Origin of the sequence: Leclercia sp. CFBP8987 (assembly GCF_034044995.2) — a bacterium.
Lineage (GTDB): Bacteria > Pseudomonadota > Gammaproteobacteria > Enterobacterales > Enterobacteriaceae > Enterobacter > Enterobacter tamurae.
Genome location: NZ_CM188255.1, coordinates 3,460,317 through 3,477,600 on the forward strand (window position 1 = coordinate 3,460,317; position 17,284 = coordinate 3,477,600).

Sequence of the window (17,284 nt, forward strand, 5' to 3'; positions counted from 1 at the left end):
ACGAAAGTGGGCAATATTCTATCACTCCCGCCTGATTCCTCAATCTTGTTGCTGTCAGATCCTCATTCATAGCCGTTTTTGTTTAGAAATCATGCATCACTGGCGGTTTCGCGATCGTTTTGTTTAATTTTACGACGAACGAACAAAATCTTTAGAAAAGCCGTTGACTCATTTTCAACTCTCCCTATAATGCGACTCCACACAGCGGGGGTGATTAGCTCAGTTGGTAGAGCATCTCCTTTACACGGAGGGGGTCGGCGGTTCGAGCCCGTCATCACCCACCATCTACTTCGATAGATGCCGCAGTGTAGATAAGAATTGAGAATGGGCGATTAGCTCAGTTGGTAGAGCATCTCCTTTACACGGAGGGGGTCGGCGGTTCGAGCCCGTCATCGCCCACCATTCTCACCTTATCGATAGCAGTTCCGAAATGGGCGATTAGCTCAGTTGGTAGAGCATCTCCTTTACACGGAGGGGGTCGGCGGTTCGAGCCCGTCATCGCCCACCATTTCGGGTCGTTAGCTCAGTTGGTAGAGCAGTTGACTTTTAATCAATTGGTCGCAGGTTCGAATCCTGCACGACCCACCAATGTAAAAAAGCGCCCTAAAGGCGCTTTTTTGCTATCTGCAATTCCTGCAATTTCCGCCAATACTGGTAGTCTGACTCAAGTCCTTCTATTCCCTGCCGATATCACTTCTTTAGGCAGAGGAAATTAGCATGACCACTATTCAAACATCCGCAGCGTCCGTACAACCCCAACGCAGTAGCGGCAGCAGCTCGAGCGGGAACGATCTCTCCTCACAGATCAGCCGCCTGACCTCGCAAATCACCAAACTGACCCAGCAGCTGAAGGATGTCGCCAACGGCAGTGGCTCGGCAGAAGAAAAAAAGAAACAGCAAGAGCTGCTGCAAACGCAGATCAAAATGCTGCAAGCACAACTTGCGCAGCTGCAGCGTCGTCAGGCGGAAGAAGCGCAGCAGAAGCAGGAGGCACAACAAGCCAAAGCTGAAGGTGTTAAGGCCCCTTCCAGCGATCGCCAGATTGATGTCTACGTTTAACACTTCTCTGTAGTAAAGAGTGGATCCCGTATGCGGGCCTCGGTCAACTGCTGCGCCTGCATACGTACCACTTCCCACAGCGCCTGCGCCGCCCCTGACAGTGAGCGGTTCTTGCGACGAACCAGCATCAGCTTACGCTCGACGACAGGCGTGAAGCGTTTGACCGTTAAGCGGCTCCCCTGGGGCAACGGCAGCGCCAGGGCTGGCAGCACGCTGATGCCAATCCCGGCTTCCACCATCGGAAAGAGCGTGGCGGGATGGCCAATCTCCTGCACAATCGTCGCCCTCACCTGCTGCCCGGCAAGGGCTGCATCGATCAGCGGTCGACTGCCAGAGGCATAATCCTGTAACACCAGCTTCGCCCCCTGCAGCGCCTGCCAGGTGACCTCCTCAAGGGCGGCAAGAGGATCGTCGTCGCGGCAGAGGAGTAAAAAGGGTTCCGAGAGCACCTCTTCGCACTCGAGATCGCTGACCGGCCCCGGATCGATGACGATGCCGAAATCCACCTCTCCCTGACGAATACTCTCCAGCACCCACTGCTGGGGGCGATCGTGCAGCACAAAATTGATATCCGGGTACTGATGATTACTGAACGCGATACAGTGCGGAATGAGATGCGCCGAAATGGTCTGACTGGCAGCGACCCGTACCGTCCCGGAGAGCTGCTGCCCTACCCGACCGACGTCCCGCAGCGTGCTGGAAAGCTCGTCGAGGATCCGCTCCAGCCGGGCCGCCAGCTGATGGCCCGCCTCGGTCAGCATCACTTCCCGGGTAGTTCTGTCGATCAGCCGGACGCCGGTCTGCTGCTCAAGCTCTTTCACACTGTGACTGACCGCCGACTGGCTCAGGCCGATAATCTCGCCTGCACGGCTAAAACTTTTCGCCTGCGCGACGGTGACAAAAACACGCAGCTGTCGTAACGAGTAATTCATCTGTTTTACTCATGAATAGATGCAATAAATCAATTTTATTTCTCAAAAGGAAGAAAGCACAATAGCGCTATCTGTTTTCAGGAGTGTTTATGAAACTTTTTCGCATTCTCGATCCGTTCACTATTACCCTTATCGTCGTGGTACTGCTCGCCTCCTTCTTCCCCGCTCGCGGTGGCTTTGTTCCTTTTTTTGAGGGACTTACTACCGCCGCCATCGCGCTGCTGTTCTTTATGCACGGGGCCAAACTCTCCCGGGAAGCGATTATCTCTGGCGGTAGCCACTGGCGACTGCATCTGTGGGTGATGTGCAGCACCTTTGTCGTCTTCCCGGTGCTGGGCGTGCTGTTTGCCTGGTGGGCACCGATCAATGTCGATCCGACCCTGTATAGCGGCTTCCTGTACCTCTGTATTTTGCCGGCCACGGTGCAGTCAGCAATCGCCTTTACCTCAATGGCGGGTGGTAACGTGGCGGCTGCCGTCTGCTCGGCGTCCGCCTCCAGCCTGCTGGGGATTTTCCTCTCGCCGCTGCTGGTTGGGCTGGTGATGGACATGCACGGTGCGGAAGGCAGTCTGGAGCAGGTGGGCAAAATCATGCTGCAGCTGCTGCTGCCGTTTGTGCTGGGGCATCTTTCCCGGCCGTGGATCGGGGCCTTTGTGGCGAAGCATAAGAAGTGGATTGCCAAAACCGATCAGTCGTCGATTCTGCTGGTGGTTTATTCCGCGTTCAGCGAAGCCGTGGTGAACGGCATCTGGCATAAGGTCGGGGTCGGGTCGCTGCTGTTTATCGTGGTGGTCAGCCTGGTGTTGCTGGCGATTATCATTGGCATCAACGTTTTTGCCGCGCGTCGCTTCGGGTTCAACAAAGCCGATGAAATTACCATTGTCTTCTGCGGCTCGAAAAAGAGTCTGGCGAACGGGATCCCGATGGCCAACATTCTGTTTCCGACCTCGGTGATTGGGATGATGGTGCTGCCGCTGATGATCTTCCACCAGCTGCAGCTAATGATTTGCGCGGTCATGGCGCGTCGTTATAAACGCCAGACCGACGAGCTGCAGGCCCAGGAGCAGGCCCGCACGGCGAAAGTTTAAGGGCGACGCAGGGGCTGAACCAGCTGGGTCAGCCCTTCGGTTTTAATCAGTAACGTGAGCGCCATCAGCTCACCCAGATGCCCGGCAGGAAACTCATCCTTACGGGCAAACCACAGCAAATACTCTTCCGGCACATCAATCAGCCGACGGCCTTTATACTTCCCGAACGGCATCTCGGTATTGGCTATCTCGATAAGCTGCGCTTTATCCACGTTACTCTCCTAACAGACGCAGCATCTCTGCTTCATCAATGACGTCAATCCCCAGCTCCTGCGCCTTCGCCAGCTTGGAGCCCGCCGCTTCTCCGGCAATCACCAGGTCGGTTTTCTTCGACACGCTGCCAGCCACTTTCGCCCCCAGCGCCACCAGACGCGCTTTGGCGTCATCGCGTGAGAGCTGGCTCAGGCTGCCGGTCAGCACCACGGTTTTCCCGGCAAACGGGCTGTCGATCTCTTCGGCGTTGATCACCTGCGGCGCAGGCCAGCGAATGCCTTCCTTAAGCAACTGACCGATCACCTCACGGTTGCTCTCTTCCGAGAAGAAGTTAAAGACGTGGGTGGCGACCACAATGCCGACGTCCGGCACCTTTTGCAGCTCGTCAATCGTCGCCTTCTCAAGCGCCTCCAGCGTGCCAAAGTATGCCGCCAGCCCTGCTGCGGTCGCCTCCCCTACTTCGCGGATACCCAGCGCGTAGAGGAAACGGGCGAAGGTGGTCTCTTTGGATTTTTCCAGCGCGTCAGCCACGTTCTGCGCGGATTTCGGTCCCATCCGATCCAGCCCGGTCAGCTTGCCCGGCGTCAGGCGGAACAGATCGGCCGGCGTATGGACATACTCTTTCTCAACCAGTTGGTCGATGATTTTGTCCCCCATGCCGTCGACATCCATCGCCCGGCGGGAGACGAAGTGCTTCAGGGACTCTTTGCGCTGGGCACCGCAGACTAAACCGCCGGTACAGCGAGCCACGGCTTCACCTTCGACACGTTCAACGTCTGAGCCGCACACCGGACAGTGGGTCGGGAATTCGACCGCACGCGTATCCTCAGGGCGCTCTGACTCTACCACGTTGACCACCTGTGGGATCACATCCCCGGCCCGGCGGATGACCACTTTATCGCCAATGCGCAGCCCCAGACGGTCGATCTCATCGGCGTTATGCAGGGTGGCGTTGCTGACCAGCACTCCGGCCACCTGGACAGGCTCCAGACGGGCAACCGGCGTTATCGCCCCGGTACGGCCGACCTGGAACTCCACGTCGCGCACGAAGGTCATCTGCTCCTGGGCCGGGAACTTAAAGGCTACCGCCCAGCGCGGCGCACGGGCGACAAAGCCCAGCTGCTCCTGAAGCGCGAGGGAGTTGACTTTGATAACCACCCCGTCGATATCAAAGCCCAGCGTCGGACGGTCTGCTTCAACCTGGCGATAAAACGCCAGCACCGCTTCAGGCGAATCGCACAGCTGCACGCGGTTACTCACCGGCAGCCCCCAGGCCTTAAACTGCAGCAGGCGGCCCAGATGGGTATCAGGCAGCTCGCCTCCCTCCAGGATGCCTACGCCGTAGCAGAAGAAGGTCAGCGGTCGCTTCGCGGTAATGCGCGGGTCCAGCTGGCGTAACGAGCCTGCGGCGGCATTACGTGGGTTAGCGAAGATTTTTCCGCCAGTGCGGCGCGCTTCTTCGTTAATTTTTTCAAATCCCGCTTGAGGCAGGAAGACTTCGCCACGCACTTCCAGACGTGCCGGAATATTCTCGCCATGCAGCTTAAGCGGGATAGCGCGGATGGTGCGGACGTTGGTGGTAATGTCCTCGCCGGTTGTGCCGTCGCCGCGGGTGGCAGCGCGGGTCATCACGCCGTTTTCATACAGAATGCTGACGGCCAGGCCATCCAGCTTCAGCTCGCAGCACCAGCTCAGGGCATCGGCCTGCTTCAGGCGATCCTGAACGCGTTTGTTGAAGGCGAGGAAACTCTCTTCGTCAAAGACGTTATCCAGCGACAGCATCGGTACTTCATGACGCACCTGGCTAAAAAAGGCCAGCGGCGCGGCGCCGACACGCTGGGTCGGTGAGTCCGGGGTAATTAAATCGGGACGCTGCGCTTCAAGCTCGCGCAATTCACGCATCAGTCGGTCATATTCCGCGTCCGGCACTTCGGGCGCATCCATCACATGATAGAGATATTCATGGTGGCGAAGCGTGGTTCGCAGTTCGGTGAGTTGTTGTTCGATTGAGTCCATGTCGCACCATTAATGAGAAAAACCCCCGACATGCGGGGGTTGAGGTGGTGTGAAACAAACGCGGAAACTTACGCGTTAGCTTCTTTTACTTCGCGGATGCGGTCCTGATACTCGCGCAGTTTCTGCGGCGTCATCATTCGACGCTGATCGTCGAGCACCATACCGCCGACTTCGTCCGCGATATGCTGGGCAGACTGCAGCATCAGCTTAAAGTTTTGCAGTTCATCGCCGTAAGACGGCACCTGCATAAAGATGGTAATGCCCGGGGTGGTAAAATCACCGGTCATTTCCGGATCAAAGGTGCCCGGGTTAACCATGTTCGCCAGGCTGAACAGGGAAGGACCGCTCCCGTCCGGGCTCAGGTGGCGATGGAAGATATTCATATCGCCAAATTTAAAGCCCGCCTGATGGATGCTGTTGAGCAGCACTTCGCCATTAATCGTTGTGCCATGATGGGCCGCTACGCTCATGACGATCACCGTCTCTTTGCGCTGCGGTTTTTCAACCACTGGGGCGGCTTCAACTAACGGCTCTGGCTCAACAACAGGCGCAGGCGCAGGGGCCGGTTGCGGCGCTGGCGCGACAGGCTGAGGTGCCTGCTGCTGCACGACCGGCTGCGGTTCAGGCTGAGCAACATACTGGGGTTGTGGCGCCGGTTGCTGGCGCACAGGCTCATGCTGCTGCGGTTGCGGCTGGTGTACCGGCTCAACCACAGGCTGCGGCGGCGCAGCGGGACGCGGCTGAGCAGATGCGTAAGGCGGCTGGTACTGATGCTGCGGAGGCTGACGAGGCGCTTCTTGCTCCCCATGGCCTGCGCCGGGCGCAGTATTGGCCCGATGAACACGTACTTCACCCACACCCTCGTCTTCCGTGTCTTCGATATCGTCATCGTTATCGTCGTCACGAGTAGACTTCATGCGCTTCAGTGGGCGATCGCGAAACATAGAAGAGCGCTCTTTACGGCTGGTCCAGAACCCATGGACCAGTAAAGCGATTATGGCGATCGCGCCAACAATGATTAATATCAGACGCAAATCCTGCATCATTATATTCTCTGTTGTTCTAACACCTTGCCACCACGGCAAACATTTACTCACTAAGAGTATTTGCCGATTACGTCAAGTGCAAGTCTATGGGGAGCATTCACAGCATAAAGATGAACTAAATCGTGCTTTTTGCTGTTTTTTCGAACATTTCCGAACTGGTGAATGCGCCGCAACTGGCTAATATAGGCAGGCAATTTCACTGGTTGTGATAAAAGGAGCTCAACCTGGTTATGGTTTCATCAACATCTTCCCCTCCCCGCAGCGGCGTCTGGTACTTTTCTCAGGGCTGGAAACTGGTTTCGCTCCCGGGTATCCGGCGCTTTGTGATCCTCCCTCTGCTGATTAACATTCTGCTGATGGGAGGCGCCTTCTGGTGGCTGTTTACTCGCCTGGACAGCTGGATCCCGGCCATTATGAGTCATGTGCCCGACTGGCTGCAGTGGCTCAGCTATCTGCTGTGGCCGCTGGTGGTGATTTCCATCCTGCTGGTCTTTGGGTATCTCTTTTCCACGATAGCCAACTGGATTGCCGCCCCCTTTAATGGCCTGCTCGCCGAACAACTTGAAGCCCGGTTAACGGGTGCGACACCGCCAGATACCGGGGTGCTGGGCATCATGAAGGATCTGCCGCGTATTATGAAACGCGAATGGCAAAAGTTCGCGTGGTACCTGCCGCGCGCCATCGTGCTGCTGATCCTCTACTTTATTCCGGGTATCGGGCAGACGGTGGCCCCGGTGCTATGGTTCCTGTTCAGCGCGTGGATGCTGGCGATCCAGTACTGTGACTACCCGTTCGATAACCACAAAGTCCCGTTTAAAGAGATGCGCACGGCCCTGCGTGCCCGCAAGATGATCAACATGCAGTTTGGCGCGCTGACCAGCCTCTTCACCATGGTTCCGTTCCTGAATCTGTTCATCATGCCGGTTGCGGTGTGCGGCGCGACGGCGATGTGGGTCGACTGTTACCGTGATAAACACGCGTTGTGGAAATAAGTTAAATAAAGGGATGGCTTATGCCATCCCTTATTCCATACTGGATAGCATTATTTCTCATCAGCATATAGATATGCGAATTCCTTACTTCCCCATACTTAATCAACAGGTATGCTGGGTCGGTATCCCAATTTCAAACAGTTAAGGACAGGCCATGAGTAAGATTTTTGAAGACAACTCGCTGACTATCGGTCACACGCCCCTGGTTCGACTGAACCGTATCGGTAATGGACGCATCCTGGCGAAGGTAGAATCTCGTAACCCAAGCTTCAGCGTAAAATGCCGTATCGGTGCCAATATGATTTGGGATGCGGAAAAGCGTGGCGTGTTGAAACCTGGCGTTGAGCTGGTTGAACCAACCAGCGGTAACACCGGTATTGCTCTGGCCTACGTTGCCGCCGCGCGCGGTTACAAACTGACCCTGACCATGCCGGAAACCATGAGTATTGAACGTCGCAAGCTGCTGAAAGCGCTGGGCGCGAATCTGGTCCTGACCGAAGGCGCAAAAGGGATGAAGGGTGCGATTCAGAAAGCAGAAGAGATTGTTGCCAGCGATCCGGCAAAATATCTCCTGCTTCAGCAGTTCAGCAACCCGGCTAACCCGGAGATTCACGAGAAGACCACCGGCCCGGAAATCTGGGAAGATACCGACGGTCAGGTGGATGTCTTTATTTCCGGCGTGGGTACCGGCGGTACGCTGACTGGCGTGTCTCGCTATATTAAAGGCACGAAAGGTAAAAAAGATTTGATTACCGTTGCCGTTGAGCCAACCGACTCCCCGGTAATTGCTCAGGCGCTGGCCGGTGAAGAGCTGAAACCAGGCCCGCATAAAATTCAGGGTATTGGCGCAGGCTTTATTCCGGGCAACCTGGATCTGAAACTGATTGATAAAGTTGTGGCTATCACCAACGATGAAGCCATCTCTACCGCCCGTCGTCTGATGGAAGAAGAAGGTATTCTGGCCGGGATCTCCTCCGGTGCTGCCGTCGCTGCTGCGCTGCAATTACTCGAAGATGAAACCTTTACCAATAAGAATATCGTGGTTATTCTTCCTTCCTCGGGTGAGCGTTATTTAAGTACTGCACTGTTTGCCGATCTCTTCACAGAGAAAGAATTGCAACAGTAGTGCCAGAATGTAAATATCGCGTAAAAAAGCACCCATCCGGGTGCTTTTTTGTGGCCTGCTTCAAAGTTTTATCTCGTCTGGCATTGCTTCACCCTGTTAGCTCTGGTATTTAAGCTGACAATTATTTTGAAGCTCGAAATTAATCGATACACGAATTCCCGCTGCTGAATCGATTTTATGATTTGGTTCAAGTCTTGCTTTCGCGGCATAATGTTTAATGTCGAACGAGACGTCAGCAGCCTGACATGCCAGTACCGGAATACGTTTGACACATCTGTGCCTCGTGCCGTTAAGCCGGTGCTAACAATACAGGCTAAAGTCCTGCCGCCAGGCTAGACTTTAGTTCCACAACACTAAACCAATAAGTTGGGGAAATACAATGTTCCAGCAAGAAGTTACCATTACCGCTCCGAACGGTCTGCACACCCGCCCTGCTGCTCAGTTTGTTAAAGAAGCAAAAGGCTTCACTTCTGAGATCACTGTGACTTCCAACGGCAAAAGCGCCAGCGCAAAAAGCCTGTTCAAACTGCAGACTCTGGGCCTGACTCAGGGTACCGTTGTGACCATCTCCGCAGAAGGCGAAGACGAGCAGAAAGCAGTTGAGCATCTGGTAAAACTGATGGCTGAGCTCGAGTAAGTATCCGGGTTCTTTGTAAAAATCAGTCACAAGTAAGGTAGGGTTATGATTTCAGGCATTTTAGCATCCCCGGGTATCGCTTTCGGCAAAGCACTGCTGCTGAAGGAAGACGAGATCGTCATCGACCGGAAAAAAATTTCTGCCGACAAGGTTAGTCAGGAAGTTGAACGTTTTCTGAGTGGTCGTGCAAAGGCATCTGCGCAACTGGAAGCGATCAAGACTAAAGCTGGCGAAACTTTCGGTGAAGAAAAAGAAGCCATCTTCGAAGGCCACATCATGTTGCTCGAAGATGAGGAGCTGGAGCAGGAAATCATAGCCCTGATTAAAGATAAGAACATGACAGCGGATGCCGCTGCGCATGAGATTATCGAAGGTCAGGCGACTGCTCTCGAAGAGCTGGACGATGAATACCTGAAAGAGCGTGCGGCTGACGTGCGTGATATCGGTAAGCGCCTGCTGCGCAACATCCTCGGCCTGGCCATCATCGATCTGAGCGCGATTCAGGACGAAGTGATCCTGGTTGCTGCTGACCTGACCCCGTCAGAAACCGCACAGCTGAACCTGAACAAGGTGCTGGGTTTCATCACTGACGCTGGCGGCCGTACCTCCCACACCTCTATCATGGCGCGTTCTCTGGAACTGCCAGCCATCGTGGGTACCGGTAGCGTGACCGCGCAGGTTAAAAACGACGACTATCTGATTCTGGATGCCGTAAACAATCTGGTTTACGTCAACCCAACCAACGAGCAAATCGAAGAGCTGCGTGCCGTTCAGGAACAGGTTGCCACCGAGAAAGCCGAACTGGCAAAACTGAAAGATCTGCCGGCGATCACGCTGGACGGTCATCAGGTTGAAGTTTGTGCCAACATCGGTACCGTGCGTGACGTTGATGGCGCTGAGCGCAACGGCGCGGAAGGTGTAGGCCTGTACCGTACTGAATTCCTGTTCATGGACCGTGACGCCCTGCCAACCGAAGAAGAGCAGTTTGCTGCTTACAAAGCGGTAGCTGAAGCGTGTGGCTCACAGGCGGTTATCGTCCGTACCATGGACATCGGTGGCGACAAAGAGCTGCCGTACATGAACTTCCCGAAAGAAGAGAACCCGTTCCTGGGCTGGCGTGCGGTGCGTATCGCCATGGATCGTAAAGAGATCCTGCGCGACCAGGTTCGTGCCATCCTGCGTGCTTCCGCTTTCGGTAAACTGCGCATCATGTTCCCGATGATCATCTCTGTTGAAGAAGTGCGTGCACTGAAGAAAGAGATCGAAATCTACAAACAGGAACTGCGCGACGAAGGTAAAGCATTCGACGAAGCTATCGAAGTCGGCGTGATGGTGGAAACCCCAGCCGCGGCAACGATTGCCCGTCATTTAGCGAAAGAAGTCGATTTCTTTAGTATTGGTACCAACGATTTAACCCAGTACACCCTGGCAGTTGACCGTGGTAATGATATGATTTCACATCTTTACCAGCCAATGTCACCGTCCGTGCTGACGCTTATCAAGCAAGTTATTGATGCTTCTCATGCCGAAGGCAAATGGACTGGTATGTGTGGTGAGCTTGCAGGCGATGAACGTGCTACACTTCTGTTGCTGGGTATGGGTCTGGACGAGTTCTCTATGAGCGCCATTTCCATCCCGCGCATTAAGAAGATCATCCGTAACACGAACTTCGAAGATGCGAAGGTATTAGCAGAGCAGGCTCTTGCTCAACCGACAACGGACGAGTTAATGACGCTGGTTAACAAGTTCATTGAAGAAAAAACAATCTGCTAATCCACGAGATGCGGCCCAATTTACTGCTTAGGAGAGATGGCTAATGGGGTTATTTAGTAAACTGTTCGGTGACAAAGGCAACAGCGACACCGGAACTATTGAGATTGTTGCTCCGCTGTCTGGTGAAATCGTCAACATCGAAGACGTGCCGGATGTCGTGTTTGCAGAGAAAATTGTTGGTGATGGCATTGCTATCAAACCGACCGGTAACAAAATGGTTGCGCCGGTTGATGGTACCATCGGTAAGATTTTTGAAACCAACCACGCATTTTCTATCGAATCTGATAGCGGTATTGAGCTGTTCGTTCACTTCGGTATCGACACCGTCGAGCTGAAAGGCGAAGGCTTCAAGCGTATCGCTGAAGAAGGCCAGCGCGTTAAAGTTGGCGACCCGGTTATTGAATTCGATCTGCCACTGCTGGAAGAGAAAGCCAAGTCTACCCTGACTCCGGTTGTTATCTCCAACATGGACGAAATCAAAGAACTGATCAAACTGTCCGGCAGCGTTACCGTGGGTGAAACCCCGGTTATCCGCATCAAGAAGTAACTTCTTGCCGCACAGAAAAATGGCGCCTTCGGGCGCCATTTTTGTTTGTCAGGCCGGGAGAACCAGCTCGTCGTACCCCTTCTCCTGGGTGTGCTGCATCACCTGCGTTACCCTGTCCCCTGCCCGGCTTATCGCCGCAGCCACGCTCTCGTTCTGCACCAGCGCGCTGACCAGTTCAGAACAGAACAGATCCCCGGTGCCTTTCAGATCGGCTTTGATGCGCGGGTGAGCGCTGACCGTCACGTTATCGTGGGAGACTAAAACTACGTGGATGCTGTCAGCATCACCGGCAACCGGCGCACTGGTGATTGCCACCCACTGCAGAGTATCGGATAGCAGCCCTCTGGCAGCGGCAATGGCGCTGGCGTTGTCCCGACACGATGTGCCGCTGAGCACTTCCAGCTCGTAGACGTTTGGGGTAATTCCCTGCGCCAGCGGCAGCAGGTGCTGACGGTAGGCTTTCGGGATCTCCGGTTTGACGTAGGTGCCGCTGTCGGTGTCACCAATCACCGGGTCTACCAGGATCAGAACATCGGGATGCTGCGCCTTTACCACACGCAGCCACTCCGCCAGCAGGGCAATCTGGCTGGCGCTGCCCATATAGCCGGTAGTAACCGCCTTCAACTCGCGCAGCACGTCGCGCTCGCCCAGCGCTTTCAGATAGCCGCTGAACCACTCGTCGGGGATCACCCCGCCGTAGAAGGTGTCGTAATGCGGGGTATTGCTGAACAGCACCGTCGGGATCGCCGTCACGTTGAGGTGATGCTGGCGAATGTTGGGCACCGCAATGCTGTTACCGACGCTGCCGTACACCACCTGGGACTGCACCGCCACAATATCGGTCTGCTGCGCCCGGGAGTTGTCCCGGAATAAAATCATTTCCATAGCCTTTAGATCCCTGCGCCCTGCGCATAGCTCTCCTCACCAAACACGCCGGTAGAGAGGTAGCGATCGCCGCGATCGCAGATGATCGCCACCACCACTGCCCCCGGCGTTGCCGCTGCTACCCGCAGGGCGCCGGCTACCGCGCCGCCAGAACTGACGCCGCAGAAGACCCCTTCGCGCACGGCCAGTTCACGCATGGTATTTTCCGCCTCGCGCTGATGAATATCCAGCACCTGGTCCACAAGCGAGGCATTAAAAATACCCGGCATGTACTCCGCAGGCCAGCGGCGAATGCCCGGAATGCTGCTGCCCTCTTCGGGCTGCAGGCCGACAATGGTGACTGCCTTTTCCTGCTCGCGCAGAAAACGGGATACCCCGGTGATGGTGCCGGTGGTGCCCATACTGGAGACGAAATGGGTGATGCGGCCTGCGGTCTGCTGCCAGATCTCCGGGCCGGTCGTCGTGTAGTGTGCGTAAGGGTTATCGGGGTTGTTGAACTGATCGAGCAGTTTGCCTTCGCCGCGGTTCGCCATCTCCAGCGCCAGGTCGCGGGCCCCTTCCATCCCCTGCTCTTTGCTGACCAGAATAAGCTCGGCGCCATAGGCCAGCATCGCAGCACGCCGCTCCTGGCTCATGTTGTCTGGCATCAGCAGCTTCATGCGATAGCCTTTGAGGGCGGCAATCATCGCCAGTGCGATGCCGGTATTCCCGCTGGTGGCCTCAATCAGCACATCGCCGGGTTTAATTTCACCGCGCTTTTCCGCCTCGACAATCATCGACAGCGCCGCACGGTCTTTGACCGACCCCGCCGGGTTATTGCCTTCCAGTTTGATCCAGATTTCGCTGCCGTTGTCCGGCCCCATGCGCTGCAGTTTGATCAGAGGGGTGTTGCCGATGGTTTGTTCGAGTGTATTCACGATTTTTACTCAATAAAAAAGCCGGGTGGCGCATCGCTTACCCGGCCTACATCCGTGCTTTTGTAGGCCCGGTAAGCGTAGCGCCACCGGGCGATAAACATGGTCAATAACCTATCAGGCAGATTCCGCCAGAGCAAGATCTCCCCGCGTCTCGATGCGATCCTTATCGTGATAAATGCGCGCATGTTGCAGGCCGACAAACAGCCGTTCGCCGCGGTATGGCGGCTCCTCGTCGCGCATCACCACCGTCAGCGGTTCGTCATACCAGCCCAACGGCTGTACCACTAACTGGGTGTAGTGACCTTTCGGACTGGCCTCCAGCACCTGCACCGGCAGCGGCGAATCGAGGCTGGTGCGACGGCTGACGTCAACTTCCCACGGGCGCAGGAACAGATCTACCGGGCCCTGATAGCCAGGGGTGTAACCCAGCGGCCAGCGATGGGCACCGACGTGGAACTGACCGCCGCGAACCGTGCCGTGCAGGCGGTTCACTTCGCCCATAAATTCGAGTACAAAGCGGGTGGCCGGTTCACGCCAGAGCTGTTCTGGCTCATCGACCTGCTCGATATTCCCCTGGCTCATCACCACCACCCGGTCGGCCACTTCCATCGCCTCTTCCTGATCGTGGGTCACGAAGACGCTGGTAAATTTCAGCTCTTCATGCAGCTGACGCAGCCAGCGGCGCAGCTCTTTACGCACCTGGGCATCCAGCGCGCCGAAAGGTTCATCCAGCAGCAGGATCTGCGGCTCAACCGCCAGGGCGCGAGCCAGCGCCACGCGCTGTTTCTGCCCGCCGGAAAGCTGGGCCGGATAACGGTCTGCCAGATGGGCCAGTTGCACCATCTCCAGCAGTTTGGTCACTTTCGCCTTGATAGTGGCGGCATTGGGACGCTCGCGACGCGGCAGTACCGTCAGGCCGAAGGCGATGTTGTCGAACACCGTCATATGGCGGAACAGGGCGTAATGCTGGAACACAAAGCCCACCTTACGATCGCGCGCATGCTGGCGGCTGACGTCGGTACCGTGGAAACGGATGTGCCCGCTGGTCTGGTGCTCCAGACCGGCGATAATACGCAGCAGCGTGGTTTTACCGGAGCCAGACGGCCCCAACAACGCCACCATTTGTCCGGAAGGGATATCCAGCGAGATATCGTTCAGCACCTGGGTGCGACCAAAGGACTTCTTAATATTGGCAATCTCAATGCTCATGATTTCCCTCCTGATGCTGGCGTTTGGCCTGATTCTCTAAACGCCACTGCACCATACTCTTTAAAAACAGGGTCAAAATAGCCATCAGCGTCAGCAGGGCTGCGGCGGTAAAGGAACCGACGGTGTTGTAGTCCTGCTGTAGCAATTCAATTTGTAACGGCAGCGACAGGGTTTCGCCGCGGATCGAGCCGGACACCACCGACACCGCGCCAAACTCGCCAATGGCGCGGGCGTTGGTCAGCACCACACCATACAGCAACGCCCAGCGGATGTTCGGCAGCGTCACGCGGCGGAACATCTGCCAGCCGGACGCGCCAAGTAAAATCGCCGCTTCGTCTTCATGACTGCCCTGACTCAGCATCACCGGCACCAGCTCGCGCACCACAAACGGACAGGTCACAAAGACCGTCACCAGCACCATGCCCGGCCAGGCGAACATAATCTGTAAGTTATGTTCATCCAGCCAGCCGCCCAGCGGGCCGTTGGAGCCGTAGAACAGCAGATATACCAGACCGGCCACCACCGGCGAGACCGCAAACGGGATATCCAGCAGGGTCAACAGGAGCTGGCGGCCCGGGAAGTCAAAGCGCGTTACCAGCCAGGCCAGCAGGATGCCAAACACCAGGTTCACCGGCACGGTAATCAAGGCAATCATTACCGTCAGCCAGATGGCGTGCAGCATGTCCGGGTCGGCCAGGTTTTGCAGCGCGGGCATGATGCCTTTGCTGAACGCCTGGACAAAGATGTACACCGTCGGCACAACCAGAATGAAGGCCGATACCAGCACGCCGGTACCAATCAGCAGCCATTTTCCCCAGTTAATGCGGGGGGCGTCGTAGCGTTTCAATTGAGTGATTTCCGCCATCAGTGACCTACCACGCGTCGACCAAAGCGACTTTGCAGAGTGTTAATCGAGAACAGCAGCAGCAGCGAGGCCGCGAGGATCACCGAGGCGATGGCACTCGCCGCCGGGTAATCAAACTCCTGCAAACGAACAAAAATCATCAGCGAGGTGACTTCGGTTTTCCACGCGATGTTACCGGCGATAAAGATCACCGCGCCGAACTCGCCGAGGCTGCGGGTAAACGACAGTGCGACACCGGCCACCAGCGCCGGAGAGAGCTCCGGCATAACCACTTTGCGGAAACTCTGCCAGCGCGTCGCGCCCAGGGTTTCGGCCGCTTCTTCATATTCCGGACCTAACTCCTCCAGCACCGGCTGCACGGTTCGCACCACAAACGGGATACTGGTAAAGGCCATCGCCACCGCAATGCCGAGCCAGGTATAGGTCACCTTGATATCAAACTTCGCCAGCCACTCACCGTAAAAGCCGTTCACCGAGAACAGCGAGGCGAGGGTTAAACCGGCCACCGCGGTAGGCAGCGCAAACGGCAGATCCATTAGCGCATCCAGCAGCGTGCGGCCCGGGAAGCGGTAGCGGGTTAAAATCCACGCCATCAGCAGGCCGAACACACCGTTGAAAATTGAGGCCACAAACGCCGACAGCAGCGTCACCTTATAGGCCGCCACCACCTGCGGGTTACTGATCACTTCCCAGTACTGGGACCAGCTCATCTCAGAGAGCTGGACCACCAGCGCACTGAGCGGTAATAACAAAATCAGACAGACGAACAGCAGGCTGGTCCCGAGGCTTAAGGTAAAGCCCGGCAGCACACGTCTGGTAGAGACTGCAAACATTACTTACGCCCCGCCGCCAACAGTTTGTCTAACTCACCGCCGCTGACGAAATGCGTTTTCATCACCTCAGGCCAGGCGCCAAAATGGTCTTCCACGCGGAACAGGTCGGTCTGCGGGAATTTGTCCTTCAGTTTGTTCATCACGTCCGGGTTGTTCACGCGATAGTAGTAATCGGTGATCACGGTCTGCGCCTGCGGGCTGTAGAGATAGTTGAGATAGGCTTTCGCCGCCTTCTCTGTCCCGTTGGCTTCGACGTTTTTATCCACCCACGCCACCGGGAACTCCGCCAGAATGTTGGTCTTCGGGATCACCACTTCGAAGCCCTGGGCTTCGTACTGTTTGCGGATGTTGTTCACTTCCGACTCAAAGCTGATCAGCACATCGCCCAGACCGCGTTCTGCGAAGGTGGTCGTCGCGCCGCGACCGCCGGTATCAAACACTTCGACGTTTTTCAGGAACTGCGTCATGAACTGTTCGGTTTTGGCTTTATCGCCGCCGTCAGCTTTGTCCGCAGCACCCCAGGCAGCCAGATAGGTATAGCGGGCGTTGCCGGAGGTTTTCGGGTTCGGGAAAATCAGCTTCACGTCAGAACGTACGAGGTCGTTCCAGTCGTGGATATTCTTCGGGTTGCCCTTACGCACCAGGAAGCCCATGGTGGAGTAGAACGGTGAGCTGTTGTTCGGCAGACGGCTCTGCCAGTCGGCCGGGATCAGCTTGCCCTTGTCGTGCAGGATCTGCACGTCGGTCACCTGGTTGTAGGTCACCACATCCGCTTTCAGCCCCTGCAGGATCGCCAGCGCCTGTTTGGACGAACCGGCGTGAGACTGTTTGATGGTCAGCTTGTCGCCGTTATTGTCTTTCGCCCACTGCTGTTCAAACGGCGGGTTGAGGGCGGCAAACAGCTCGCGGGAGACATCATAAGAGCTGTTCAGCAGTTCGGTTGCCTGCGCCTGAGCGACCAGCAACACTGAAGCTGCCAGCACCAGAGATCCTTTTTTCAGTACAGTAACGGCCATTGCGCACCCTAAACGTTGTGATGATTTTCTTAGGGTCATCATATTTATAACGAGTACTAAAGGAGTAACGGTTTTATATACCGTTTGGTGATTTGCAAGCAGAAAAGGGAATAAGGGTGCGGGGGAAATG

At 56.0% G+C, this 17,284-nt stretch carries 17 protein-coding genes and 4 tRNA genes; 11 read left to right on the top strand and 10 right to left on the bottom strand.

Going from position 1 to position 17,284, the window contains the following annotated elements; translation table 11 throughout:
* Nucleotides 1-208 precede the first annotated feature (208 nt).
* The 5 genes from SOM40_RS16665 to SOM40_RS16685 all read left to right on the top strand — a co-directional run bounded on the left by SOM40_RS16665 (nucleotide 209) and on the right by SOM40_RS16685 (nucleotide 1,059).
* Nucleotides 209-284: transfer RNA gene (locus tag SOM40_RS16665), tRNA-Val, on the top strand.
* Between the two features lie 42 nt (nucleotides 285-326).
* A tRNA-Val gene (locus tag SOM40_RS16670) sits at nucleotides 327-402 on the top strand.
* A 30-nt stretch (nucleotides 403-432) separates the two neighbouring features.
* Nucleotides 433-508: transfer RNA gene (locus SOM40_RS16675), tRNA-Val, on the top strand.
* 4 nt (nucleotides 509-512) lie between these two features.
* Nucleotides 513-588: transfer RNA gene (locus tag SOM40_RS16680), tRNA-Lys, on the top strand.
* A 129-nt stretch (nucleotides 589-717) separates the two neighbouring features.
* Nucleotides 718-1,059, top strand: coding sequence for a FlxA-like family protein (locus tag SOM40_RS16685; RefSeq protein WP_166183260.1), 342 nt, complete (start codon nucleotides 718-720; stop codon nucleotides 1,057-1,059).
* On the opposite strand, the gene SOM40_RS16690 is transcribed toward SOM40_RS16685, so the two are convergent.
* Complete coding sequence (locus SOM40_RS16690) at nucleotides 1,056-1,991, bottom strand: LysR family transcriptional regulator (RefSeq protein ID WP_262672944.1); 936 nt, start codon at nucleotides 1,989-1,991, stop codon at nucleotides 1,056-1,058. The two genes, SOM40_RS16685 and SOM40_RS16690, sit on opposite strands and share 4 nt — an antisense overlap.
* Nucleotides 1,992-2,080: 89 nt before the next feature.
* Here SOM40_RS16690 and SOM40_RS16695 point away from each other — a divergent pair, with 89 nt between their 5' ends.
* The gene (locus SOM40_RS16695; protein ID WP_106994673.1) at nucleotides 2,081-3,079 is read left to right on the top strand and encodes a bile acid:sodium symporter family protein; all 999 of its coding nucleotides are present in this window, start codon (nucleotides 2,081-2,083) and stop codon (nucleotides 3,077-3,079) included.
* Here SOM40_RS16695 and SOM40_RS16700 read toward each other — a convergent pair.
* The 3 genes from SOM40_RS16700 to zipA all read right to left on the bottom strand — a co-directional run bounded on the left by SOM40_RS16700 (nucleotide 3,076) and on the right by zipA (nucleotide 6,354).
* Nucleotides 3,076-3,291: a DUF3820 family protein gene (locus SOM40_RS16700; protein WP_032612964.1), complete on the bottom strand. Its 216-nt coding sequence runs from the start codon at nucleotides 3,289-3,291 to the stop codon at nucleotides 3,076-3,078. The genes SOM40_RS16695 and SOM40_RS16700 overlap by 4 nt on opposite strands.
* A gap of 1 nt (nucleotide 3,292) precedes the next feature.
* Nucleotides 3,293-5,308 (bottom strand): NAD-dependent DNA ligase LigA, encoded by a 2,016-nt coding sequence (gene ligA / locus SOM40_RS16705; protein WP_262672946.1) that lies wholly within the window; start codon nucleotides 5,306-5,308, stop codon nucleotides 3,293-3,295.
* A 68-nt stretch (nucleotides 5,309-5,376) separates the two neighbouring features.
* Nucleotides 5,377-6,354 carry a cell division protein ZipA gene (gene zipA, locus SOM40_RS16710; RefSeq protein WP_320530377.1) on the bottom strand — a complete coding sequence of 326 codons (978 nt, stop codon included), beginning with the start codon at nucleotides 6,352-6,354 and terminating at the stop codon, nucleotides 5,377-5,379.
* 230 nt (nucleotides 6,355-6,584) lie between these two features.
* On the opposite strand from zipA, the gene cysZ reads away from it, so the two are divergent.
* The 5 genes from cysZ (at nucleotide 6,585) to crr (ending at nucleotide 11,429) form a co-directional block, all read left to right on the top strand.
* On the top strand, nucleotides 6,585-7,346 hold the full coding sequence (gene cysZ, locus SOM40_RS16715) for a sulfate transporter CysZ (protein WP_320530378.1): 762 nt from the start codon (nucleotides 6,585-6,587) through the stop codon (nucleotides 7,344-7,346).
* A 154-nt stretch (nucleotides 7,347-7,500) separates the two neighbouring features.
* The gene (gene cysK, locus SOM40_RS16720) at nucleotides 7,501-8,472 is read left to right on the top strand and encodes a cysteine synthase A (RefSeq protein ID WP_106994669.1); all 972 of its coding nucleotides are present in this window, start codon (nucleotides 7,501-7,503) and stop codon (nucleotides 8,470-8,472) included.
* 379 nt (nucleotides 8,473-8,851) lie between these two features.
* Nucleotides 8,852-9,109, top strand: a complete 258-nt coding sequence (gene ptsH, locus SOM40_RS16725) for a phosphocarrier protein Hpr (protein WP_000487600.1) — start codon at nucleotides 8,852-8,854, stop codon at nucleotides 9,107-9,109.
* Nucleotides 9,110-9,154: 45 nt separating this feature from the next.
* Nucleotides 9,155-10,882 (top strand): phosphoenolpyruvate-protein phosphotransferase PtsI, encoded by a 1,728-nt coding sequence (gene ptsI, locus SOM40_RS16730; RefSeq protein WP_320530379.1) that lies wholly within the window; start codon nucleotides 9,155-9,157, stop codon nucleotides 10,880-10,882.
* A 43-nt stretch (nucleotides 10,883-10,925) separates the two neighbouring features.
* On the top strand, nucleotides 10,926-11,429 hold the full coding sequence (gene crr / locus SOM40_RS16735) for a PTS glucose transporter subunit IIA (RefSeq protein WP_032612978.1): 504 nt from the start codon (nucleotides 10,926-10,928) through the stop codon (nucleotides 11,427-11,429).
* A gap of 48 nt (nucleotides 11,430-11,477) precedes the next feature.
* Here the strand turns inward: crr and pdxK are convergent, their stop codons facing one another.
* From pdxK to SOM40_RS16765, 6 genes are all read right to left on the bottom strand, one after another.
* Nucleotides 11,478-12,314, bottom strand: coding sequence for a pyridoxine/pyridoxal/pyridoxamine kinase (gene pdxK / locus SOM40_RS16740; RefSeq protein WP_320530380.1), 837 nt, complete (start codon nucleotides 12,312-12,314; stop codon nucleotides 11,478-11,480).
* A gap of 5 nt (nucleotides 12,315-12,319) precedes the next feature.
* Nucleotides 12,320-13,231, bottom strand: coding sequence for a cysteine synthase CysM (gene cysM, locus SOM40_RS16745; protein WP_106994666.1), 912 nt, complete (start codon nucleotides 13,229-13,231; stop codon nucleotides 12,320-12,322).
* Nucleotides 13,232-13,345: 114 nt separating this feature from the next.
* Complete coding sequence (gene cysA / locus SOM40_RS16750) at nucleotides 13,346-14,440, bottom strand: sulfate/thiosulfate ABC transporter ATP-binding protein CysA (RefSeq protein WP_320530381.1); 1,095 nt, start codon at nucleotides 14,438-14,440, stop codon at nucleotides 13,346-13,348.
* Nucleotides 14,430-15,305: a sulfate/thiosulfate ABC transporter permease CysW gene (gene cysW / locus SOM40_RS16755; protein ID WP_106994663.1), complete on the bottom strand. Its 876-nt coding sequence runs from the start codon at nucleotides 15,303-15,305 to the stop codon at nucleotides 14,430-14,432. Before cysW ends, cysA begins: the two co-directional genes overlap by 11 nt.
* Nucleotides 15,305-16,138, bottom strand: a complete 834-nt coding sequence (gene cysT, locus SOM40_RS16760; protein ID WP_106994662.1) for a sulfate/thiosulfate ABC transporter permease CysT — start codon at nucleotides 16,136-16,138, stop codon at nucleotides 15,305-15,307. Before cysT ends, cysW begins: the two co-directional genes overlap by 1 nt.
* A complete protein-coding gene (locus SOM40_RS16765; protein WP_106994661.1) occupies nucleotides 16,138-17,154 on the bottom strand; it encodes a sulfate ABC transporter substrate-binding protein in 1,017 nt (338 codons plus the stop codon). The genes cysT and SOM40_RS16765 overlap by 1 nt, the downstream gene beginning before the upstream one ends.
* Nucleotides 17,155-17,284: the final 130 nt, after the last annotated feature.

Coding starts and splice junctions, on each gene's coding strand:
- pdxK (WP_320530380.1), bottom strand. CDS start 12,314: ATGGAAATGATTTTATTCCGGGACAACTCCCGGGCGCAGCAGACCGAT.
- cysW (WP_106994663.1), bottom strand. CDS start 15,305: ATGGCGGAAATCACTCAATTGAAACGCTACGACGCCCCCCGCATTAAC.
- ligA (WP_262672946.1), bottom strand. CDS start 5,308: ATGGACTCAATCGAACAACAACTCACCGAACTGCGAACCACGCTTCGC.
- SOM40_RS16765 (WP_106994661.1), bottom strand. CDS start 17,154: ATGGCCGTTACTGTACTGAAAAAAGGATCTCTGGTGCTGGCAGCTTCA.
- SOM40_RS16690 (WP_262672944.1), bottom strand. CDS start 1,991: ATGAATTACTCGTTACGACAGCTGCGTGTTTTTGTCACCGTCGCGCAG.
- SOM40_RS16685 (WP_166183260.1), top strand. CDS start 718: ATGACCACTATTCAAACATCCGCAGCGTCCGTACAACCCCAACGCAGT.
- cysK (WP_106994669.1), top strand. CDS start 7,501: ATGAGTAAGATTTTTGAAGACAACTCGCTGACTATCGGTCACACGCCC.
- SOM40_RS16695 (WP_106994673.1), top strand. CDS start 2,081: ATGAAACTTTTTCGCATTCTCGATCCGTTCACTATTACCCTTATCGTC.
- crr (WP_032612978.1), top strand. CDS start 10,926: ATGGGGTTATTTAGTAAACTGTTCGGTGACAAAGGCAACAGCGACACC.
- cysT (WP_106994662.1), bottom strand. CDS start 16,138: ATGTTTGCAGTCTCTACCAGACGTGTGCTGCCGGGCTTTACCTTAAGC.
- ptsH (WP_000487600.1), top strand. CDS start 8,852: ATGTTCCAGCAAGAAGTTACCATTACCGCTCCGAACGGTCTGCACACC.
- cysZ (WP_320530378.1), top strand. CDS start 6,585: ATGGTTTCATCAACATCTTCCCCTCCCCGCAGCGGCGTCTGGTACTTT.
- ptsI (WP_320530379.1), top strand. CDS start 9,155: ATGATTTCAGGCATTTTAGCATCCCCGGGTATCGCTTTCGGCAAAGCA.
- zipA (WP_320530377.1), bottom strand. CDS start 6,354: ATGATGCAGGATTTGCGTCTGATATTAATCATTGTTGGCGCGATCGCC.
- cysA (WP_320530381.1), bottom strand. CDS start 14,440: ATGAGCATTGAGATTGCCAATATTAAGAAGTCCTTTGGTCGCACCCAG.